This window comes from Salegentibacter salinarum (genome assembly GCF_900168115.1).
Classification (GTDB): Bacteria; Bacteroidota; Bacteroidia; order Flavobacteriales; family Flavobacteriaceae; genus Salegentibacter; species Salegentibacter salinarum.
This window is the reverse complement of record NZ_FUZC01000001.1, coordinates 422,443-440,998: the sequence shown is the minus strand read 5'-3', so window position 1 is coordinate 440,998 and position 18,556 is coordinate 422,443. Positions and strand designations below refer to the sequence as shown.

General features: G+C 37.4%; 19 protein-coding genes. 5 read left to right on the top strand and 14 right to left on the bottom strand.

The window, feature by feature from the left end:
• Positions 1-5: 5 nt before the first annotated feature.
• Complete coding sequence (locus B5X53_RS01905; protein WP_079711536.1) at positions 6-245, bottom strand: hypothetical protein; 240 nt, start codon at positions 243-245, stop codon at positions 6-8.
• The gene (locus B5X53_RS01900; protein WP_079711535.1) at positions 246-1,169 is read right to left on the bottom strand and encodes a DUF6427 family protein; all 924 of its coding nucleotides are present in this window, start codon (positions 1,167-1,169) and stop codon (positions 246-248) included.
• Between the two features lie 111 nt (positions 1,170-1,280).
• Here B5X53_RS01900 and B5X53_RS01895 point away from each other — a divergent pair, with 111 nt between their 5' ends.
• Positions 1,281-1,514: a DUF6341 family protein gene (locus tag B5X53_RS01895; RefSeq protein ID WP_079711534.1), complete on the top strand. Its 234-nt coding sequence runs from the start codon at positions 1,281-1,283 to the stop codon at positions 1,512-1,514.
• On the opposite strand, the gene purD is transcribed toward B5X53_RS01895, so the two are convergent.
• Positions 1,506-2,780 carry a phosphoribosylamine--glycine ligase gene (purD, locus tag B5X53_RS01890; RefSeq protein WP_079711533.1) on the bottom strand — a complete coding sequence of 425 codons (1,275 nt, stop codon included), beginning with the start codon at positions 2,778-2,780 and terminating at the stop codon, positions 1,506-1,508. The genes B5X53_RS01895 and purD overlap by 9 nt on opposite strands.
• Positions 2,781-2,865: 85 nt before the next feature.
• On the opposite strand from purD, the gene B5X53_RS01885 reads away from it, so the two are divergent.
• Positions 2,866-4,173, top strand: coding sequence for a phenylacetate--CoA ligase family protein (locus B5X53_RS01885; protein ID WP_079711532.1), 1,308 nt, complete (start codon positions 2,866-2,868; stop codon positions 4,171-4,173).
• Positions 4,174-4,434: 261 nt separating this feature from the next.
• Here B5X53_RS01885 and B5X53_RS01880 read toward each other — a convergent pair whose 3' ends face one another.
• The 7 genes from B5X53_RS01880 to B5X53_RS01850 form a co-directional block, all read right to left on the bottom strand.
• Complete coding sequence (locus B5X53_RS01880) at positions 4,435-5,205, bottom strand: glycosyltransferase family 2 protein (protein ID WP_079711531.1); 771 nt, start codon at positions 5,203-5,205, stop codon at positions 4,435-4,437.
• Between the two features lie 8 nt (positions 5,206-5,213).
• Complete coding sequence (locus tag B5X53_RS01875) at positions 5,214-6,203, bottom strand: UDP-glucuronic acid decarboxylase family protein (protein ID WP_079711530.1); 990 nt, start codon at positions 6,201-6,203, stop codon at positions 5,214-5,216.
• A gap of 40 nt (positions 6,204-6,243) precedes the next feature.
• Positions 6,244-7,092 (bottom strand): dTDP-4-dehydrorhamnose reductase, encoded by an 849-nt coding sequence (rfbD, locus tag B5X53_RS01870; protein WP_079711529.1) that lies wholly within the window; start codon positions 7,090-7,092, stop codon positions 6,244-6,246.
• A complete protein-coding gene (gene rfbC, locus B5X53_RS01865; RefSeq protein ID WP_079711528.1) occupies positions 7,089-7,634 on the bottom strand; it encodes a dTDP-4-dehydrorhamnose 3,5-epimerase in 546 nt (181 codons plus the stop codon). Before rfbC ends, rfbD begins: the two co-directional genes overlap by 4 nt.
• Before the next feature lie 3 nt (positions 7,635-7,637).
• Positions 7,638-9,320 (bottom strand): DUF6909 family protein, encoded by a 1,683-nt coding sequence (locus tag B5X53_RS01860; RefSeq protein WP_079711527.1) that lies wholly within the window; start codon positions 9,318-9,320, stop codon positions 7,638-7,640.
• Positions 9,317-10,825, bottom strand: coding sequence for a GH3 auxin-responsive promoter family protein (locus B5X53_RS01855; RefSeq protein ID WP_079711526.1), 1,509 nt, complete (start codon positions 10,823-10,825; stop codon positions 9,317-9,319). The genes B5X53_RS01860 and B5X53_RS01855 overlap by 4 nt, the downstream gene beginning before the upstream one ends.
• A gap of 69 nt (positions 10,826-10,894) precedes the next feature.
• Complete coding sequence (locus tag B5X53_RS01850) at positions 10,895-11,764, bottom strand: M23 family metallopeptidase (protein ID WP_079711525.1); 870 nt, start codon at positions 11,762-11,764, stop codon at positions 10,895-10,897.
• A 211-nt stretch (positions 11,765-11,975) separates the two neighbouring features.
• Between B5X53_RS01850 and tatA the strand changes: the two genes are divergently transcribed.
• Positions 11,976-12,188, top strand: a complete 213-nt coding sequence (tatA, locus tag B5X53_RS01845; protein ID WP_079711524.1) for a twin-arginine translocase TatA/TatE family subunit — start codon at positions 11,976-11,978, stop codon at positions 12,186-12,188.
• A gap of 76 nt (positions 12,189-12,264) precedes the next feature.
• Here the strand turns inward: tatA and B5X53_RS01840 are convergent, their stop codons facing one another.
• The 3 genes from B5X53_RS01840 to B5X53_RS01830 are packed head-to-tail and all read right to left on the bottom strand — an operon-like array spanning position 12,265 to position 16,088.
• Positions 12,265-13,245 (bottom strand): DUF4837 family protein, encoded by a 981-nt coding sequence (locus tag B5X53_RS01840; RefSeq protein WP_079711523.1) that lies wholly within the window; start codon positions 13,243-13,245, stop codon positions 12,265-12,267.
• 24 nt (positions 13,246-13,269) lie between these two features.
• Positions 13,270-14,853 (bottom strand): lytic transglycosylase domain-containing protein, encoded by a 1,584-nt coding sequence (locus tag B5X53_RS01835; protein ID WP_079711522.1) that lies wholly within the window; start codon positions 14,851-14,853, stop codon positions 13,270-13,272.
• A gap of 50 nt (positions 14,854-14,903) precedes the next feature.
• A complete protein-coding gene (locus B5X53_RS01830) occupies positions 14,904-16,088 on the bottom strand; it encodes a phosphoglycerate kinase (protein WP_079711521.1) in 1,185 nt (394 codons plus the stop codon).
• Between the two features lie 140 nt (positions 16,089-16,228).
• Here B5X53_RS01830 and B5X53_RS01825 point away from each other — a divergent pair, with 140 nt between their 5' ends.
• Positions 16,229-17,383, top strand: a complete 1,155-nt coding sequence (locus tag B5X53_RS01825; protein WP_079711520.1) for a DNA polymerase III subunit — start codon at positions 16,229-16,231, stop codon at positions 17,381-17,383.
• Between the two features lie 3 nt (positions 17,384-17,386).
• On the top strand, positions 17,387-17,782 hold the full coding sequence (locus tag B5X53_RS01820) for a DoxX family protein (RefSeq protein WP_079711519.1): 396 nt from the start codon (positions 17,387-17,389) through the stop codon (positions 17,780-17,782).
• Positions 17,783-17,926: 144 nt separating this feature from the next.
• Here B5X53_RS01820 and B5X53_RS01815 read toward each other — a convergent pair whose 3' ends face one another.
• Positions 17,927-18,442 carry an OmpH/Skp family outer membrane protein gene (locus B5X53_RS01815; RefSeq protein ID WP_317042307.1) on the bottom strand — a complete coding sequence of 172 codons (516 nt, stop codon included), beginning with the start codon at positions 18,440-18,442 and terminating at the stop codon, positions 17,927-17,929.
• Positions 18,443-18,556 lie beyond the last annotated feature (114 nt).

The following is an 18,556-nucleotide window of genomic DNA, read 5'->3' as shown; positions in this document are numbered from 1 at the left end:
ATATTTTACACTGCCATCGCACTCCAGAAGTTGTACCAGCGGTTGCAGCAATATTGAAATAATTCCTTTTCATCTAACTTTTCAGTAGCGATAATTAAGGCAATTTTTTCGTTTAATTTATTCCAGCTTGAAGTGGAATATACGAAGGAAGAAAGCCTGTCCCAGGAATTATTTTGCTTACGAAACCAGCGATATTCGTATTTGCAGCGCTTTTTTAATTCGGTCTCAATTGCCAGTAAATTCATTTAAAAAATAAAAGGAATACACAAAGGCATTAAGATAAGCAAAACCAGCAAAACTTCCCGAAAGACTTTGTCCTCTCTTTGATCAAAATAAATAGAAGTGATAATACTAAGCGGCACAAAAAAGAATATAAGCTCGCTGCCGTCTTTGGTAGGTGCAAAAATAGCCACCGCAACAGCCGTGAGCAAACTTAGTAAAACCAGGTTTAAGGAAGGTTTCATAGATACGCTGGCCTTGTTTACCACCGCAAAAAACTGGACCAGTGTCCAAAGGGTCAAAGTCAAAATAATACTTACTGGAATAAGAATCTCAAGATTTTGATAATTTGAATAATCAAAATTACTCCACTCAAACCACTGAGAAAAAGTATAAAATTGATCATAAGCGATAATATGAAAACTAAGCGTTAACACTGCCACCGCTAAAGCTGCAATTGGCGGAATTAACCAGTTTTTAGGTTTTGGCAGGTAATATAAGATTCCCGCATAAACCACCACCAGGAACAAAATAGACCAAAAATAAAATAGGGAAGCGATACAAATCCAAAAGGTAGCATCAAAAACCTTTTTCTGCATTACTTTTTTAGATTTTAAGCTAATAATTCTTCTTAAAGCCAGGAGAACCAGTAAATTGGCAAAGATAACCTGGTGATTCTTTAATAGCGCAAAAAATGAAGCAGTAAAAATTGCGAAAAATAAGATTTTATAGGCGCTACGCTGGGTAAGTTCGTTTTTTTTGGCAATAAAATTAAGGGTGAAAACACTTACAATAAGCGACAATAAAACCGCCAGTTTTTCCAGAAAAACCAATAGGTTAAAATCTAAAAACCACTCCTTGAAATTGGCGATAATAAAAAATATGATAAGAAAAATTGTTATCGCAACCCCGTTTACCGGTTTTGATTTGCCAAAAAAGCTTGTTAGCATTGTGGTTTTTTATATTTTTGTAATCTTAAATATAACAAAGTTAGTTATTGAACGCCACCAAAGGTATTTTAATATCGCTTTGAAATAATTTGAACTTAAAACACTCTAAAAATGTTAAGAGATATATTTGAAGGTATCGCCTACTTGTTCGAGGAAATTTTATTTGTTCCTTTAGATGCATTAAGATCGCTGGAACTTGATTCCTGGTGGGCTGCAAATGCCTTAAACTTCATCTTTATTTTAGTTGGTTTGGCTGCTTTTGCTTTCTGGATGAAGCAACTTAAGCACTACAACGAAGTTAACGATGAAGATCGCGATCCTACTGCACACTCGTTTTTAGGATAAATCGAAACCGAGATCTTTTCTATAATACATCTTATCAAAATGTATTTTTTCTGCATTTTGATAAGATTTTTTTAGTGCTTCTTTGTAATCTTTCCCAAAAGAAGTCACCGCCAGCACCCGGCCACCGCTGGTCACCACTTTATCGCCTTCAAGTTTGGTTCCCGCGTGAAACACTAGGGAATCTTCAACCTTATCAAATCCCGTAATTTCTTTAGATTTTTCGTAAGCCTCAGGATAACCGCCAGATACTAACATAACCGTAGTTGCAGCGCGTTCATCTATTTCTAAAGCAACTTCGTTTAATTTTTCTTCGGAAACTTTTTCTAAAATCTCTACTAAATCTGATTTGATCCGTGGAAGCACAACCTCAGTCTCCGGATCCCCCATTCGCACATTATATTCTATCACATAGGGTTCGTTTCTTACCATAATGAGCCCGATAAATATAAAACCTTTATAGTCTATCTCTTCTTCCTGCAAACCATTCACTGTTGGCTTTACGATGCGTTCTTCAATCTTCTGCATCAATTCATCATATACAAAGGGAACGGGAGAAATAGCACCCATTCCGCCAGTATTTAGACCGGTATCCCCTTCCCCAATTCTTTTGTAATCTTTTGCGGTTGGCAGGATTTTATAATTTTTCCCATCGGTAAGTACAAAAACGCTTAGTTCAATTCCGTCTAAAAATTCTTCGATCACCACTTTCGCACTGGCAGCACCAAATTTCTTTTCGGCCAGCATATTTTGAAGTTCCTCTTTGGCCTCTTCAAGATCGTTTATAATTAAAACGCCTTTTCCGGCTGCCAATCCATCGGCCTTTAAAACATACGGCGGATTTAAAGTTTCCAAGAATTCTTTTCCGGCTTCAAGGCTTTTTTCAGTAAAACTCTCGTAGGCGGCAGTTGGAATTTTGTGTATTGCCATAAACTCTTTGGCGCGTTCTTTACTTCCTTCCAAAAGTGCCCCGCGCTTAGATGGCCCAATTACTTTTACATTTTTTAGCGCCTCGTCTTCAGTAAAGAAATCGGTGATACCTTCAACCAAAGGATCTTCAGGACCTACTACCAGCATCTCTATTTCTTCCTTCAACACAAATTCTTTAATCGCTTTAAAATTGGTCACTTTTAAGTCGATATTTTTAGCAATTTGGGCGGTTCCCGCGTTCCCGGGCGCTACAAAAAGTTGAGAACATTTTGGGCTTTGAGCGAGTTTATAAGCAAATGTATGTTCGCGTCCGCCGGCGCCGAGAATTAAAATTTTCATCCTGAAGTCATTTTAGTTATGCACCAAAAATAATTGTTTGTAAATTGAAGCACCAATTATTTCTTATAAAAAAGCTTTTTCGCCCTTGGACTGGTTTAAACTTTCGTTGCAGCTGAATAAATTTCCCATAAACCGGGCGCAAAAAACACTACAGGAAATACAGAAAATTCCCGCAGAAAATTATGAAAATTACCTTAGTGAAAAACGCAAGGAAATTGTTGAATATCACTTAAATAATAATCGGTTTTATAAAAATTTCTTCGGAAAAAGTTCATTTTCTAACTGGAATGAGGTGCCGGTAATGGCGAAAACCAATTTACAGCAAAAGCTCCAAAATCGGCTGAGTAAAGGTTTTTCAAAATCGACTGTATATATTGGTAAGACTTCGGGCAGCAGCGGGACCCCTTTTATTTTTGCCAAAGATAAATTTGCTCACGCGCTTAGCTGGGCAGGTTTTCAGGATCGCTACCAATGGCACAATATTGACCTCAACAAATCTTTACAGGCCAGGTTTTATGGAATTCCGCTGGATTTCTACGGAAATGCCCAGGAGCGAATCAAGGACCGAATTAGCCTCCGCCGAAGGTTTCCCATTTTTGACCTGAGCGAGCAGAAAATGGAGAAATTTCTGAAGCGTTTTCACCATTCAAATTTTAGTTATATCAACGGTTACACCAGCGCAGTCTTACTTTTCGCCAAATTCCTTAAAAACAGAAACCTGATTTTAAAAGAGGTTTGTCCCAGCCTAAAACTCTGTATTGTTACTTCTGAAAGATTATTCAAAGAAGATAAAAAACTGATGGAAACGGTTTTCGGAGTTCCTGTGGTGAATGAATATGGCGCCAGTGAAGTGGGACTTATCGCTTTTGAAAATAAGGAAAATGAATGGGTGGTGAATTCAGAAGATCTTTTTGTTGAAATTCTTGATAAAAATAATAATCCAGTGCCAAATGGAACTGAAGGCCGTATCGTAATCACTTCACTCTATAACCAGGCTCATCCAATGATTCGCTACGATATTGGCGATACCGGAATTCTTTCAGAAAAAAGTACGTTGAAAAAACCAATCCTGGAAAAATTAATTGGCCGCACTAACGATATTGCCACTCTTTCCGATGGAAAAGTGGTGCCCGGACTTACATTTTATTACGTAACCAAAAGTATTATTGGGGACACCGGTAGTATTAAAGAGTTTGTAATCAATCAAAATGCAGCAGATGCTTTTAAAATTGAATATGTAAGTAAGACTGATTTTTCTGAAAACCAGAAGCAAAAAATATTACAGGCCATTGAGACCTATGTTGGTAAAAATTTAAAAGTTGCTTTTGAACGAAAGGAGAAGCTTACAAGAAGTAAAAGCGGGAAATTGAAGCAATTTACTTCAGATTTGTAAACCCCCGGCCTATCGGCCACCCTGCCCGACTTTGTCATTCAGGCGGAATCCAATTGAAAATAAGGGGAGGAGCTTTTATGCGTTTTTAAAAAGAAAAAAAGAATAAGAGAAGTACAGAATTAAAATTTTTAAAGGACCAAAAGGCTCCTCTCCTTTTCAAGGAGGGGAATGAATTCAGTTTTGTTGAAGATAAGGGGTGGTTAATGCAAAACATAGGTCCTGAAATATCCCGAAATTTCGGGAGAGGATGACGTGTAATTTCTAAATTCGTTTTACCTGTTTTGGTTTTATAAAGAAATGTTCCTTGAGAAAAACCAGCATATAACCAACGCTTTTAAAGAAACTAAAGCCTAAAACCTTGTGATAGACGTTGAAATTATATTTAAGCATCTCCAATTTATTCCCTGAAATTGAACCTTTTCTCACCCGGTATTTCGCTAAACATCTTTGAACACCTATTGCCGGACCGCCTCCTTCAACAGCTTCAAGCCAAAGTGCCCAATCCTGTCGTTTTCTGATTTCAGGAGCGTAAATTTTTCCTAATTTTTTAGCGCTGTAAATTCCGGTGAGGTTGCCGAGGTAATTTGATTTTAGAAGTTTTTGATGGGTTAAAATTGGCAGAGCTTCAATAATTTCGCTTCGGGAATTTCCATTTTCCTCTATGGGCTGATAACTGGAAAAACAAACTGCCGCATCCTGCTGCTGCATCACTTCAAGCTGGATTTCCAGCTTTCTCGGTTTCCACTGGTCATCTGCATCCAAAAAAGCTATAAAATCGCCCTGAGCGGCTTTAATGCCTTTATTGCGACTTACTCCTGTGCCCTGGTTCTTTTTATTTTGAATAATTTTAATCCGGGAATCTTGCTTTGCGAATTTTTCAACTTTAGAAAGCGTCGCATCAGTAGAAGCATCATCGATAATAAACAATTCCCAGTTGGAATAGGTTTGAGCAATAACAGAATTCACCGCTGCTTCAATAAAATTTTCCGCATTAAAGGCGGGCATAATTACTGAAACCAAGGGACTCCCCATAACTAAATTTATCGCCTTATATGATTGGAAAAATCTTTGTGCTCGCTTTTCTCCAATTCTTCAGGGCTTAGACTTTTGAAGTAATTGTAAGTGATTTTCATGCCTTCGCTCCGGGAAACAGTAGGTTCCCAACCCAAAACTTCTTTTGCCTTACTAATATCGGGTTGCCTTTTTAAAGGATCGTCTTCCGGGAGTTCTTTGTAAACTATTTTTTGGTCAGTCCCGGTAAGTTTCAGGATTTCTTCGGCAAAATCTTTAATAGTGATTTCTTCGGGATTTCCAATATTTACAGGATCGGCATAATCACTTAATAATAAACGATAAATTCCTTCAATTTGATCGTCTACATAACAAAACGAGCGCGTTTGCAAACCATCACCAAAAATGGTGAGATCTTCACCCCGCAACGCCTGACCAATAAACGCAGGGACTACACGACCATCGTTTAATCGCATCCTGGGTCCGTAAGTATTAAATATACGTGCAATCCTTGTTTCCAGGCCGTGAAATCTGTGATAAGCCATGGTAATAGATTCCTGAAATCGCTTTGCTTCATCATAAACTCCTCGTGGCCCAATAGTATTTACATTTCCATAATATTCTTCATTTTGCGGATGAACCTGAGGATCGCCATAAACTTCAGAAGTTGAAGCAATCAAAATCCTTGCATTCTTTTCTTTTGCCAAACCGAGGCAATGGAGTGTTCCAACGGAGCCAACTTTTAGAGTTTGAATGGGAATCTTTAAATAATCTATGGGGCTTGCTGGAGAAGCAAAATGAAGGATGTAATCTAACTGCCCGGGAACGTGAATAAATTTGGTGATATCGTGATGAAAAAACTCAAATTTATCCAGTTTAAAAAGATGCTCAATATTCTTTAGATCTCCGGTAATAAGGTTATCCATTGCAATAACTTCATAACCTTCTTTAATAAACCTATCACATAAATGAGAGCCTAAAAAGCCGGCAGCACCGGTAATGAGTATTCTTTTTGCCATTCCTGAAGTTTGTGCGAAAATTACTCAAATTTTATGAGATTTACGAAAGGATGAGTGTTTTAAGGCTCACTTTCCATTCAGGAATTTGCTTCTGAAATTTCTGCTGAATTTTAGTTTTGTCCAATACGCTGTAATCCGGTCTGGCAGCAATGGTCTTAAACTTGTTGCTTTCGTTTAACCGAATTTTTTTTGAATTTCCTGTAAATTCTAAAATTGCTTTCGCAAAATCATACCAAGTCGCTTTGCCTGAGTTGCTGAAATGATAAAGACCAAAATTCTTATTTTCTGTAGCGATTATTTCCATAACAAATTCAGCCAGATCGTTGGCATTGGTTGGAGTCCCGGTTTGGGAAGTAGTAATGTTTAATTCGGCTTTTTCTTCTATTTTCCTCAGGATAGTTTTATAAAAATTATGTCCAAATTCTGAATACAACCAGGAAGTCCTGAAAATAAAATGCTCTTTTAAAACCTCAGCAATTGCTAATTCACCTTTTAATTTGGAAGCGCCATACACGTTTATAGGATTGGTTTTATCGGTTTCCTTATAAGGTTTTTCTGCCTTTCCATCAAAAACATAATCGGTGGAAAAATGCACTAAAATTGCTTGATTTTCTTCACAAACCTCCGCGAGTTTTTTGCCAGCTTCAGCATTAATTTTAAAAGCTTTTTCTTCTTCAGATTCGGCCTTTTCAACGTTGGTGTAAGCCGCACAGTTAATAATCCAATCAAAATTCATTTCAGAAAAAAGTTGCTGTAATTTTGATTTATCGGTAATATCAGCTTCGGCAGAAGACTTAAATTCAAAATTGAAATCAGGATAATTCCCCTCAATCTTTTTAAAACAGGCTCCTAACTGTCCGTTGGCCCCAGTAACGAGAATATTCTTCATTTAAAAACTTCTTTTAATCGCGGTTGCTTTAAATCTTTATCTGAAATTATCATATCTTCTTCGGGGAAACCCCAGTCTATCGCTAAATCTGGATCGTTATAAATAATGCCGGCTTCGTAGCCTGGATAATAATATTCATCGCATTTATAAGCAAAAACTGAAGTTTCTGAAAGAGTTACAAAGCCGTGGCCAAAACCTTTGGGAATATAGAGTTGGTATAAATTCTCGTCGTCAAGAATTATTTTGAAACTTTGTTTAAAAGTGGATGATTCTGGTCTTAAATCTACCACCACATCCAGCACTTTTCCATAAATAGCACGTACCAGTTTAGTTTGTGCTAACTCCCCGGTTTGATAATGCAACCCGCGTAAAACACCTTTTTTTGAAATTGACTGGTTATCCTGAACAAATTCCTTTTCTATCCCGGTTAACTCTATAAATTTCTTCTTGTGATAGCTCTCCAGGAAAAGGCCCCGTTTATCCCGAAAAATATCGGGTTTAATGATAAAACAGTCTTTTAAAGGCGATTCTTCAACGTGCATAAACTAAGATTTAAAGATTTGTTCCAGGATTTTTTCAGTAATTAAATAAGTGGGTTTTACCCCGGTAGTTCCAAGACCCCCGGAAGCTAACGTGCTACCGGTTTCCAGCGGATTATCGGAAGCGTAATAGGCATATCTCACTTTAACTTCACTATCTATACTTCCCCGTAATTTAGAAGCCGCCTGAATGGCCTTTTGGTAGTGTGCGCCCTCCATTTCGAGTCCGCTAACATTCCAGGTAGAATCGTGGAAAAATTTAAGGATATCCCGATTTTGAAGCGAAGTTCCTAAAACTGTGATCATCGCGCCGTCTACAATATCTATTCCGCTGCCTTCAAGATCGGCCGGACTAAGTTCGTTTTTAAACGGATAATTATCTGCAGTTCCCTCAAATAAATGAGCAGAAGGGATCATAATATCGCCTTTTCCACCTTCAAGGATACCGGCTTTCCCCATAATGGAAATTGATTCTACGTTCATTTTAATCTCATTTCCTTCAAAATTGTAAGGCTTCAGCAGCTCATCCATAGTTTCATAAGCCTGCTCTCCAAATGCATAATCCATCACGATAATTACCGGTGCATCTTCTTCGGTTTTAATATCACAGCTTCCATATTTGCCGTTTAATTTAGCCGTATCAAAGATTTGCACATCAATATTGGTTCCGCTTTTATCATCTAAAAACGTCATCCCATTATCTAAAGCCGATTTCATCACCTTACTTCGTAAATCGCCGTTGGCACTGTTACTAAGCAATTCATAAATCTCCAGTGGCTTTTTCTTTTTAAGTTCGGTTTTTAAGGCTGAAGGCGTATAAAGCGTATTCATAACACTGTGCATATTCGCGCTAATAATGTGTAATGGTCGATGCATTAAATTCTGTTTTATAAGATGCTGTTTAATATTATCGGCCCAAATTTCTCCGTGAATATGGTGTCCTAATCGTTCGCGTAAAACGGGACTAAAAGTAATAATCCTTTTATCGTTATGTATGGTTTCTGCAATAGCGAGTTTCCCCAACCAGTAAATTATATTCAGAAAACGCTCTGGATTACCCGGAAGCGAAAATTTTGGATAAATATCCTGAACTTCAAAGAATGTTCTGCCTAAAATATTGGCGGTATGGGTTAAGGCAATTTCACGTTGTGCCTGATCTAATGGTCCTTCCTGTAAAACTGATTTTTCCAGTTTTTGCCAATCGCGGGTTACGCTTCCTTCTTCGTCTATAATGACACGTCGCATTATTTTATGCGATTCTACAAAGAGAAAAGTAAGGTGGGTAAGAATATCATAAATCTCAGATCTACCGCGAGTGATTTCAATATTCATTTGCTCCTCGTCTATACGGTAACAGTTTCGACGACGTTTAGGCGGAACAATGGGCTTAAAATGCGAATTACCATAACCTTCATCGCTAGTTAGATTAATAAAACGGCATTCTTCAATTCCTTTTGGCAAACGATCTACCACATACAGCAAACCGCTTAGTTCTGCTTTATCATCGGCAATAGAACCGTAAATTTCGGGGCGAAGTATAAGTAAAGCTTCCCGTAAAGTCTCACCAGAAACACCCATAGGTTTATAAAATCCACGGTTGAAAAGATGGCGCATTGTAATATACATGCGCTCTATGGCGTGGGTACTTTCTTGTGCCCGGGTACGACCGAGTAATTTTAAATTCGTCATTTATTATATTTTCTTAAATTTTCTTCAAGCACTTCGGCTATTTTTCTGTCGTTGGAGAGGCGGGCGAGTTTAAACTGTCCGCCTAATTTACCAATAGACTTCATATAATGATTAAAGCCTCCTCTAGGAATTGTAGTGATTTTTAAAGGCTGAAGTATTTTGCCTTCAATTAAATCGAAATAATATGAATTTTGCTCCTGAAGTGTCTTTTCTAAAATACGATGGAATTCATCCATATTTTCAGGCTCTTCCTCAAACTCTATAAACCACTCGTGATAGGGTAATTCATCATTCTCAGGAGTGATTTGGGGAGCAACCGTAAATTCGCTTATCCTGGCTTTGGTACTCCTCATAGCTTCTTGCATAGCTTCCTCTACTTCCTTACCAATAACGTGTTCTCCAAAGGCCGAAATATAGTGTTTGATGCGTCCTGAAACAATTACGCGGTAAGGTTTTAAAGAAGTAAACTGTATAGTATCTCCCATATTGTAGCCCCAAAGACCGGCATTGGTAGAAACTATTATTACATAATTAACACCTTTTTCTACATCTCCTATCGTTAAACGCTTCGGATTTTCCTCAAAAAATTCGTCGCTTCTAATAAATTCATAGAACATTCCCGAATCCAGCTGAAGTAACATTCCTTTTTCGTTCTGCTTATCCTGAAAAGCGAAAAAGCCTTCAGATGCGGGATAAAGTTCTATGCTGGCTACTCTTCTCCCAATAAGGTTTTCAAATTTAGCGCGATAGGGTTCATAATGTACTCCGCCGTAGATAAACAGGTTAAAATTAGGAAAAAGTTCACCGACTTTTTTACCGGTTTTTTGCTGAAGCCTTTCAAAGTACATTTGTACCCAGGAAGGAATACCGCTAATCACGCTCATATCTTCGTGGATGGTTTCTTCAACTATAGCGTCTACTTTGGTTTCCCAGTCTTCAATACAATTGGTTTTCCAGCTGGGCATTCTATTTTTCTGAAGATAAGCAGGAACATAATGCGCAACAATTCCTGATAACCGACCTAATTTTACCCCGTTTTTTTCATCCATTTCGGGGCTTCCCTGGAGGAAAATCATTTTTCCGTCTACAAATTTAGCATTTCCGGTTTCGTCTATATAACATAAAATTGCGTTCCTGGCGGCATTAATATGCGCCGGCATAGAATCTTTCGTTAACGGAATATATTTGGCACCGCTGGTAGTTCCCGATGTTTTTGCATAATATAAAGGTTTACCCGGCCATAAAACATCTACCTCACCGGCCACCATTTTATCTACATAAAATCGCAATTCTTCATAATCCCGAATTGGCACTTTTTGGGTAAAATCTTTATAGGTTTTTATGTTTTTAAAGTCGTGATCCTGCCCAAACTTTGTGTTTTTACCTTTTTCAATAAGCTCCCTGAATACCTTTTGCTGGGTAGCTTCAGGTTGAGAAGCCCATTTATCTATTTTCTTCCGTATATAACTAGCAAAAATCTTTGCTCCAAACGACTTTAAAGACATAGGTTCTTTTGAATTAATTAGTATTCTAAATTTCAGAAATACCTTTTGTATTACAAAGGTCGTGATTTATTAATCAAAATCAATATAATCTGTAGGGTCTACAGGCACGGCTTCGTTCCAGAGTTCAAAATGCAGATGTGGGCCGGTAGTGTATTCTCCAGTAGATCCTGCAGTGGCAATAACTTCTCCCCTTCTTACATTTTCACCCTGTTCTTTGGCTATGGAAGCATTGTGTTTGTAAACCGATAATAAGCCATATTCGTGCTTAATAATTATAATATAACCGGTTTCTGTAGTCCATTCTGAAAGAATTACACGACCATCGGCAACCGATTTTACCGGGGTGTTTTTAGCCACCACGATATCTACTGCATAATGTTTCTCCTTAGCATCGTATTCTTCAGAAATTGATCCTTTAACCGGTGGAAATAAAGAAAAATCTATATTATCTGTAGCCGATGGCAAAACATTGTATTTATCTTCCTGCGCTACTTCTTCTCTTAATAAGGAATCTGCGCGAGAAGGTTCTATAGCTTCAATTTCCTGGCCCATTATAGGATTTTCAACCATAGAATCCCTGCTTAAACTGGAGGTATCTGCTTTACCGGTAAGTACATTTTTAATAGAACTTAAATATTGATTATTCATCTTTAAAACCTGCTGAAGCGAATCTGACTTATAAGCCAGCTCAGAAGCCTGCCTTTTTAATTGAGCCGATGAATAACCGGGAATGTATTCTTTAAGCGGAGTGAAAGCAATTATAAAAGTAGTGGCTGCAATTAGAATTATCGCGCTTAGCGTAATGGTTACAAAAACATTGAGCCGGGTTAATTTAAAAGAAAGCTTTTCCTCAAAAGTATCTTCATTCAAAACTACCATCCGGTATTTATGAAGTAACTTCTTGGTGAATTTTTTCCTTTCTTTTTTGTTTTCAGCCATATTCCGCTTACAAAGTTAAATTAAAATTTGAGCTTGATAAATGAAGTTCTCAAACTTAAGTCCAAATTGAATTCTTTTATAGAAAAATAAGGTTTTCAATAAAAATGCCATCCCGGTTTAAAATACAACACAGTTAAAACTTAAATTTAAGCCATATTAACGTTGTAATAATTTAATTCTTGTTAAGTTTGTAATATCAAAATTATATGTTATGAACGCACTTATTTTACCATTAGCCATTGGTGCCCCGCAAATTATTTTAATTGTTGTGGTAATATTGCTATTATTTGGAGGTCGAAAAATTCCTGAATTGATGAGAGGTTTAGGTAGTGGAATTAAAGAATTTAAAGACGCTTCCAAGGATGAAAATGGCGACAAGACAGTTACTTCTGATGATAAGAATTTTTCTGAAGAAAAGAAATAGACAAATAATTACAACTACCTTATACAAAAAAGCCCGAACTTTTAAGTTTGGGCTTTTTTATTTGTCTTGATTTGTGCTATTCAATATCTGCAGATTGCAGGATAGCATCTATTTCAAATATATTATCACGCTTGCTTCTTGAGGGAGAAAAAACAAAACCTTCTACTACTAAAAAACGGTTATTTGCTTCATCTTTAATTGCGTAATTTAAGAACGGTCCCGCCATAAAAGCACCTTTCACTTCCCAGGTTCCACGGGTTTCGTAAGCGAATTTTCCATCAATTTCAGATTCAAAAAGATAAGGAGCGTAGGCTTCTTCGGTAATCATATGCGTTCCTTCAGTGGGGCCCGGGATATGAGCTTTTCCAATAGAATCGCGCATTTTAATTATATTTCCAATGGTATTTGTATCAGATTCAATTTGATTGATAGGCACTTCATAGATAAGAATTTCCATATTCCCTTTGGGTATTTCCTTTCTTATCCACACAAAATCTTCCTCTTCTAAAGCGTATCTATAAGCAGAAGGAAAATCTAAAGATAAACCGAATTTTTCTTCAAGTTTCCCATCTTTTTTAAGCGATTTTTTCATTCGGCGTTGTTTCTCCTTCATTTCGGTCTCTTTGAAAGCTGAAACTAATTTTTCTGAACTTTCATTGATAATATGAATGAGTTCTTCTTCGTTTTCTCCAGAAATAATTACACCGGTTTGCGGCCGGGCATAGAGATCTTTAATAATTCTGGCTTCAGTTTCTTTCCCTTCCTGAACAGAAATAAAAGAACGGTTTTTTCTAACAAATCCGCTAAAAGTTTCCGGCGGTACCTGGCTTAGAGAAAACATTGGTTCTTCCTGGGGCAAGCCTTCTACCGTAGCGGCAAAATTATCTCTTATGGCTTCACCTACCGGGCCTTCCCATAAATCGTTCTTAATTATCAGGGTGATTTGATTAATATTTCCAGAAGAGTCTGAAAGGATACGTTCTTCTTCTTTATCGCCGTTTTCGTTACAGGAAACGAGAAAAATTAAACCGAATAGAAGGAATAATGTTTTTTTCATTTTAATTAGTTTGGTTTGAAATGATTAACCCTTGGAAAGTTTAAGTTCCATACCGGGTTTCAGGCTACTATTACCCATATCATTCCAAGCCCTCAAATTCTGTACCGTAACTCCCGGAAACTTACGAGAAATACTCCAAAGTGAATCCCCTTTCTTCACTGTATAGGTTTTTTCGTTGTTTTTCTGGCTATTTCCAGTAGATGCATTTTGAGTTTCTGCACCGGGTTTTCGCGGATAAATAGTAAGATACTGCCCTATTCTTAAATTATTGCCTCTAAGATTATTCCAACGTTTTATACTGCTTACACCTACCCCGTAACGTTCGGCAATTCTTCCTAGATAGTCACCGCTTTTTACACGATACCTTATTTGTTCCTCAGCTTTTACAAATTCAGGAAAAGCTTCTGCTTTATTTTTTATATCCTCTTCGGCAAAATTATAAATGGCGGCTTCGTTACTCACAAAAGCACCGCTAACAGTGGCGGGAAGCCTTATCATATAATTTTCATCTTCTACAAACGGAATAACGTCTAGTTTGTAACTTGGATTTAAAAACTGAAGCATTTCTTTTTCTACCCCGGTAACCTTAGAAATTTGATCGAAGGTGATCAATTTTTTTACTTTTATAGTATCGGTTTCAAAAAAAGCAATGTCTGGTCCCTGCGGCTGGAAGTTGTGTGCATCGGCATACTCAAAAAGATAAAGTGTTGCGAGGAAAGCCGGAACATAACCTGCAGTTTCTCGTGGTAAAAATCTTCTTAATTCCCAGTAGTTGTTAGACCCACCACTGCGCCGAATTGCTTTAGAAACATTCCCGGGCCCGGAATTATAAGAAGCTAATACCAAATCCCAATCTTCAAAAGAACGATATAGATTCGCCAGATATTGCGCAGCAGCTTCAGTAGACATTTGCGGATCCATACGCTCATCTACATAACTGCTTACATCAAGTCCGTGGGCTTTTCCCGTTCTGTACATAAATTGCCAAAGCCCGGTAGCACCAACCCAGGATTTTGCTCTGGGATTTAATGCCGATTCTACAATGGCAAGGTATTTTATCTCCAGCGGAATATCGTACCGGTCAAGCTGCTGCTCAAACATGGGGAAGTAATATTCACTTAACGCCATAAGACGCTCCATGGCCTTCTTATTGCGTTTTAAATAGGAATTGATAACACTTTCAAGTATAGGATGATATTCTACGTTAAATGGCGTGCGTGCATTTAATTTGGCCAGCCTGGCTTTTAAGGTATCTGTAGGAAGTTCGCGGTTTACTTCATCTTCATAATCCTGTTCTCTGATGCTTTTATACATCTCATCAAAAAGATCTGAATTGGTAAGCTGTGCTTTCCAAACAGAATCAATTTCGGCTGCGCGGGGAAGATCTTCTAACGAAACCGCAGAAGAATCCCTAATCACAGCCGAAATTGGTAATTTATCCTTAAATTCAGGATCTGGATGAGCAAGAATAATTTCACTGCTATCTACCTTCTGGAAGATTTGCACCCTAAAATTAGCTTTCTCTACCTGCTTCCCCTTCTCCCCTTCCTGCGCCTGAAGGCTAATTCCAAAAAGGAATACAAGAGATAAAATTATATACCTGCCCATAATTATTCAAGATTTAAAAAAGAACGTAAAATCTTAGATTTTAGTACGTTTTATTTCCCAATTGCCTCAATACCGGGCAACGATTTTCCTTCTAACATTTCTAGCATGGCACCGCCACCTGTAGAAACATAGCTTACTTTTTCTTCAAAACCGAATTTCTTAACCGCGGCTACAGAATCTCCACCTCCAACTAAAGAAAAGGCTCCTTTTTTAGTAGCTTCAGCAATAGAATTTCCTAAAGCGATAGTTCCTTTTGAAAATTTATCCATTTCAAATACGCCAAGTGGTCCATTCCAAAGAATAATCCTGGATTCCTGAATTACGGCATCAAAATTTTTGATACTCTCCGGTCCCGCGTCAAGCCCCATCCAGCCATCTGGAATTTCCTGGATTTTAGCAGTATCGGTAGAAGCCTGTTCAGAAAAGCTATCCGCTATAATAGAATCTACCGGAAGATGAACCTGGACATTTTTAGCTTCAGCTTTTTTAAGAATTTCCAAGGCTAATTCCTGCTTATCTTCTTCTACGAGAGAATTTCCTATTTTTCCACCTTTGGCGAGAATAAAAGTATAGGCCATTCCACCACCAATAATCAAATGGTCTACTTTATCAAGAATATTTTCAATTACGGTAATTTTAGATGAAACTTTAGCGCCACCTAAAACTGCGGTTACCGGCTTTTCTTTACTGTGAAGTACCTTATCAAGGTTTTTAATTTCTTTTTCTAATAAATATCCGAAGCATTTATCGTCAAAATATTTAGCCACAACAGTGGTAGATGCGTGAGCACGGTGAGCCGTACCAAAAGCATCGTTTACGTAAATATCTCCAAGTTGAGACAATTGTTTTGCAAAATCTTCGTCTCCGCCTTTTTCTTCTTTATGGAACCTAAGGTTTTCCAGCAATAAGATCTCCCCGGGATGTAAATTATCCGCCGCAGTTTTAACTTCATCTCCCACACAGTCGTTCACAAACTTAGGTTCTACCCCAATAACTTCTGCTACTTTTTTTACAATATGCTTTAAAGAATATTTATCTTCTTTGCCTTCCGGCCTGCCAAGATGCGACATTAAAACAACGCTCCCGCCATCCTCTAAAATTTTAAGAATTGTAGGTTTTGCTGCTTCAATTCTATTAGCATCAGTTACTTCCTGATCTTTATTTAATGGAACATTGAAATCTACTCTTATTAATGCCTGTTTGTTTTTAAAATTAAAATCGTTTAAAGTCTTCATTTTTCATTTCATTTTTTAAAACCAAAAATCTGGTTTGGTTGGTTAAGATTAAGCCCAATCGGCTTTTATTCAGCATACGCTATTTACAAATATAAATTTTTCCGAAGACATTAAAGTGTATATAAATTTTATATTTGCTTATGCTTTTTGAAGAAATAATAGGTTTACAGCATTTAAAAAAACATCTAACCACTACGGCCGATAATGGCCGGGTTCCCCACGCGCAGTTATTTGTTGGGAAAAGTGGTAGCGGTACATTGCCACTTGCTATCGCATACGCACAGTATTTACTTTGTAAGAATAAAGACGGAGAAAATCTTGCCGGAAATGAAAAGTGTAACGAAAGGTTTAGAAAACTGGCTCATCCAGATCTTCATTTTGCTTTTCCGGTTGCGGCCAACCAGAAGGTTAAAAAACATCCAGTTTCCTCGCATTTTTTAGAAGAATGGCGTGAATTTGTAAAAACCAATCCCTACGGAAGCTTATTTGAATGGTACCAGAAACTTGGAATTGAAAATAAACAAGGCCAGATTGGGGTAAACGAAGCCCAGGAAGTGGTTAAATCACTTTCGCTAAAAGCTTATGAAGGCGGATTTAAAATTATGATTATATGGATGGCAGAAAAAATAAACACCGCAGCTGCCAACAAATTGCTGAAATTAATTGAAGAACCACCGAAAAACACCCTCTTCCTTCTTATTACTGAAGATGAAGAACAAATAATTCAAACCATCCGCTCGCGTTGCCAGAAACTTCATTTTCCTCCTTTGCCGGAAGATGAAATTGCAGCTTTTTTAAATAAGAATGAAAATTGCACTAAGCCTGATGCTTTAAAAATTGCTCACCAGGCGAACGGAAGTTATACTCGAGCCCTTCATTTGTTACAGAAAGATAGCGGAGATCAACAATTTGAAACCTGGTTTATCAATTGGGTGCGTACCGCATTTAAAGCAAAAGGAAATCGCGCGACGGTTCTGGAACTTATTTCCTGGAGCGAAGAAATTGCCGGAATGGGAAGGGAATCTCAAAAGAGTTTTTTGCTGTATTGCATAGATTTTTTCCGCCAGGCTTTAATGCTGAATTATAAAGCTGACAAATTGGTTTACCTCGAACCGGCCACCCCGGGATTTAAACTGGACAAATTTGCACCTTTTGTGCACGGAAATAATATAAAAGATATTATTTCCGCCCTTGAAGAAGCGATTTATCATATTGAAAGAAATGGAAATGCCAAAATTATACTAACCGATCTTTCTATAAGACTTACCCGATATTTACACAAAAAAGCAGCTTAAATTATGGAAAACCTTTACGCAAATGTTACCGAAATTCTTATCCTGATTTTTATCCTTATCACTTTTCTGCAGTCTGGAATTGATAAAGCTGCCGATTGGAAAGGAAATACAGGCTGGTTAAAAGAACATTTTTCAGGAACTTTTCTCGCCGGTCAGGTTTCTTTAATGGTGGGTATTATTATGATTCTTGAAATTATAACTGGAATTATAGCAATTTTAGGTCTAATCTGGCTTATTGGATATAACGATCCAACTATGGCGCTCTACACATGCATCCTCGCGGCCATCACGCTGCTAATGCTTTTATTCGGACAAAGAATTGCGAAAGATTACGCCGGTGCCTTTACCTTAACCGGATATTTTATTGTGGTAATCTTTGGGGTTTATTTAATGTCTTAAAATAAGAAAGGCCTGAGAAGTCATTCTTTTCGTCAAGCTGAACTTGTTTCAGCTTCTAAGTGAATTTGAACCTAGATCCTGAAACAAGTTCAGCTTGACGAAATTGGAAAACTTCTCAGACCTCTTAAAGAAACTATAACCTAATTAGTTCTGATTATAAGTTTCATTTAAATTCTCAAGAATTTCCTCGGTAAGATCTTTACCGTCTTTCGCGTACATAATATTGGCAGACTCGTTAGACCCAAAAATATAGGTGTAACCATTCTCTTCACCGTAATCTGCTACATAATCCTTTACTTTATCTACAATAGAATCTATAACAGCATCGCTTTGCTCTCTAAGTCGGTTACCCTGCATTTGTTGTTGCTGTTGAATTCTTTGTTGTTTTTGCATTAACTCCTGCTCTTTTTCCTGGCGTTGTGCCTGTGATAAAGAATTCATTTCCTCCTGGTAAGCCTGAACTTCCTGCTGGAATGTTCTCGCAATAGAATCTAATTGTCTCTTTACAGAATCTGATTGTGTAGAAAATTCAGCTTCCACATCTTTCATCTCTTTGTACTCCTGAATTAGTTTTGTGGTATCTACATAAGCTGTTTTTTCCTGGTCACAGGAAGTAAGTAAAACAGCAACTACCAAAATCATTAAAAGTTTTTTCATCATGATGATTATAATTTGTTTCCCGCAAATGTATGAAAGTTAAATTTTTGATATAAAGCAAAATTGAATAATAAAGAGATATAGTAAATCCTTATAGAAGCTGAATACTTTATAAGA

What these genes read in the sequence shown, in the direction of transcription:
- tatA (WP_079711524.1), top strand. Translation starts at nt 11,976, where the DNA reads ATGAACGCACTTATTTTACCATTAGCCATTGGTGCCCCGCAAATTATT.
- B5X53_RS01840 (WP_079711523.1), bottom strand. Translation starts at nt 13,245, where the DNA reads ATGAAAAAAACATTATTCCTTCTATTCGGTTTAATTTTTCTCGTTTCC.
- B5X53_RS01855 (WP_079711526.1), bottom strand. Translation starts at nt 10,825, where the DNA reads ATGTCTTTAAAGTCGTTTGGAGCAAAGATTTTTGCTAGTTATATACGG.
- rfbC (WP_079711528.1), bottom strand. Translation starts at nt 7,634, where the DNA reads ATGCACGTTGAAGAATCGCCTTTAAAAGACTGTTTTATCATTAAACCC.
- B5X53_RS01835 (WP_079711522.1), bottom strand. Translation starts at nt 14,853, where the DNA reads ATGGGCAGGTATATAATTTTATCTCTTGTATTCCTTTTTGGAATTAGC.
- B5X53_RS01815 (WP_317042307.1), bottom strand. Translation starts at nt 18,442, where the DNA reads ATGATGAAAAAACTTTTAATGATTTTGGTAGTTGCTGTTTTACTTACT.
- B5X53_RS01900 (WP_079711535.1), bottom strand. Translation starts at nt 1,169, where the DNA reads ATGCTAACAAGCTTTTTTGGCAAATCAAAACCGGTAAACGGGGTTGCG.
- B5X53_RS01875 (WP_079711530.1), bottom strand. Translation starts at nt 6,203, where the DNA reads ATGGCAAAAAGAATACTCATTACCGGTGCTGCCGGCTTTTTAGGCTCT.
- B5X53_RS01825 (WP_079711520.1), top strand. Translation starts at nt 16,229, where the DNA reads ATGCTTTTTGAAGAAATAATAGGTTTACAGCATTTAAAAAAACATCTA.
- B5X53_RS01860 (WP_079711527.1), bottom strand. Translation starts at nt 9,320, where the DNA reads ATGACGAATTTAAAATTACTCGGTCGTACCCGGGCACAAGAAAGTACC.
- B5X53_RS01905 (WP_079711536.1), bottom strand. Translation starts at nt 245, where the DNA reads ATGAATTTACTGGCAATTGAGACCGAATTAAAAAAGCGCTGCAAATAC.
- B5X53_RS01830 (WP_079711521.1), bottom strand. Translation starts at nt 16,088, where the DNA reads ATGAAGACTTTAAACGATTTTAATTTTAAAAACAAACAGGCATTAATA.
- purD (WP_079711533.1), bottom strand. Translation starts at nt 2,780, where the DNA reads ATGAAAATTTTAATTCTCGGCGCCGGCGGACGCGAACATACATTTGCT.
- B5X53_RS01880 (WP_079711531.1), bottom strand. Translation starts at nt 5,205, where the DNA reads ATGGGGAGTCCCTTGGTTTCAGTAATTATGCCCGCCTTTAATGCGGAA.
- B5X53_RS01850 (WP_079711525.1), bottom strand. Translation starts at nt 11,764, where the DNA reads ATGGCTGAAAACAAAAAAGAAAGGAAAAAATTCACCAAGAAGTTACTT.
- B5X53_RS01820 (WP_079711519.1), top strand. Translation starts at nt 17,387, where the DNA reads ATGGAAAACCTTTACGCAAATGTTACCGAAATTCTTATCCTGATTTTT.
- rfbD (WP_079711529.1), bottom strand. Translation starts at nt 7,092, where the DNA reads ATGAAGAATATTCTCGTTACTGGGGCCAACGGACAGTTAGGAGCCTGT.
- B5X53_RS01895 (WP_079711534.1), top strand. Translation starts at nt 1,281, where the DNA reads ATGTTAAGAGATATATTTGAAGGTATCGCCTACTTGTTCGAGGAAATT.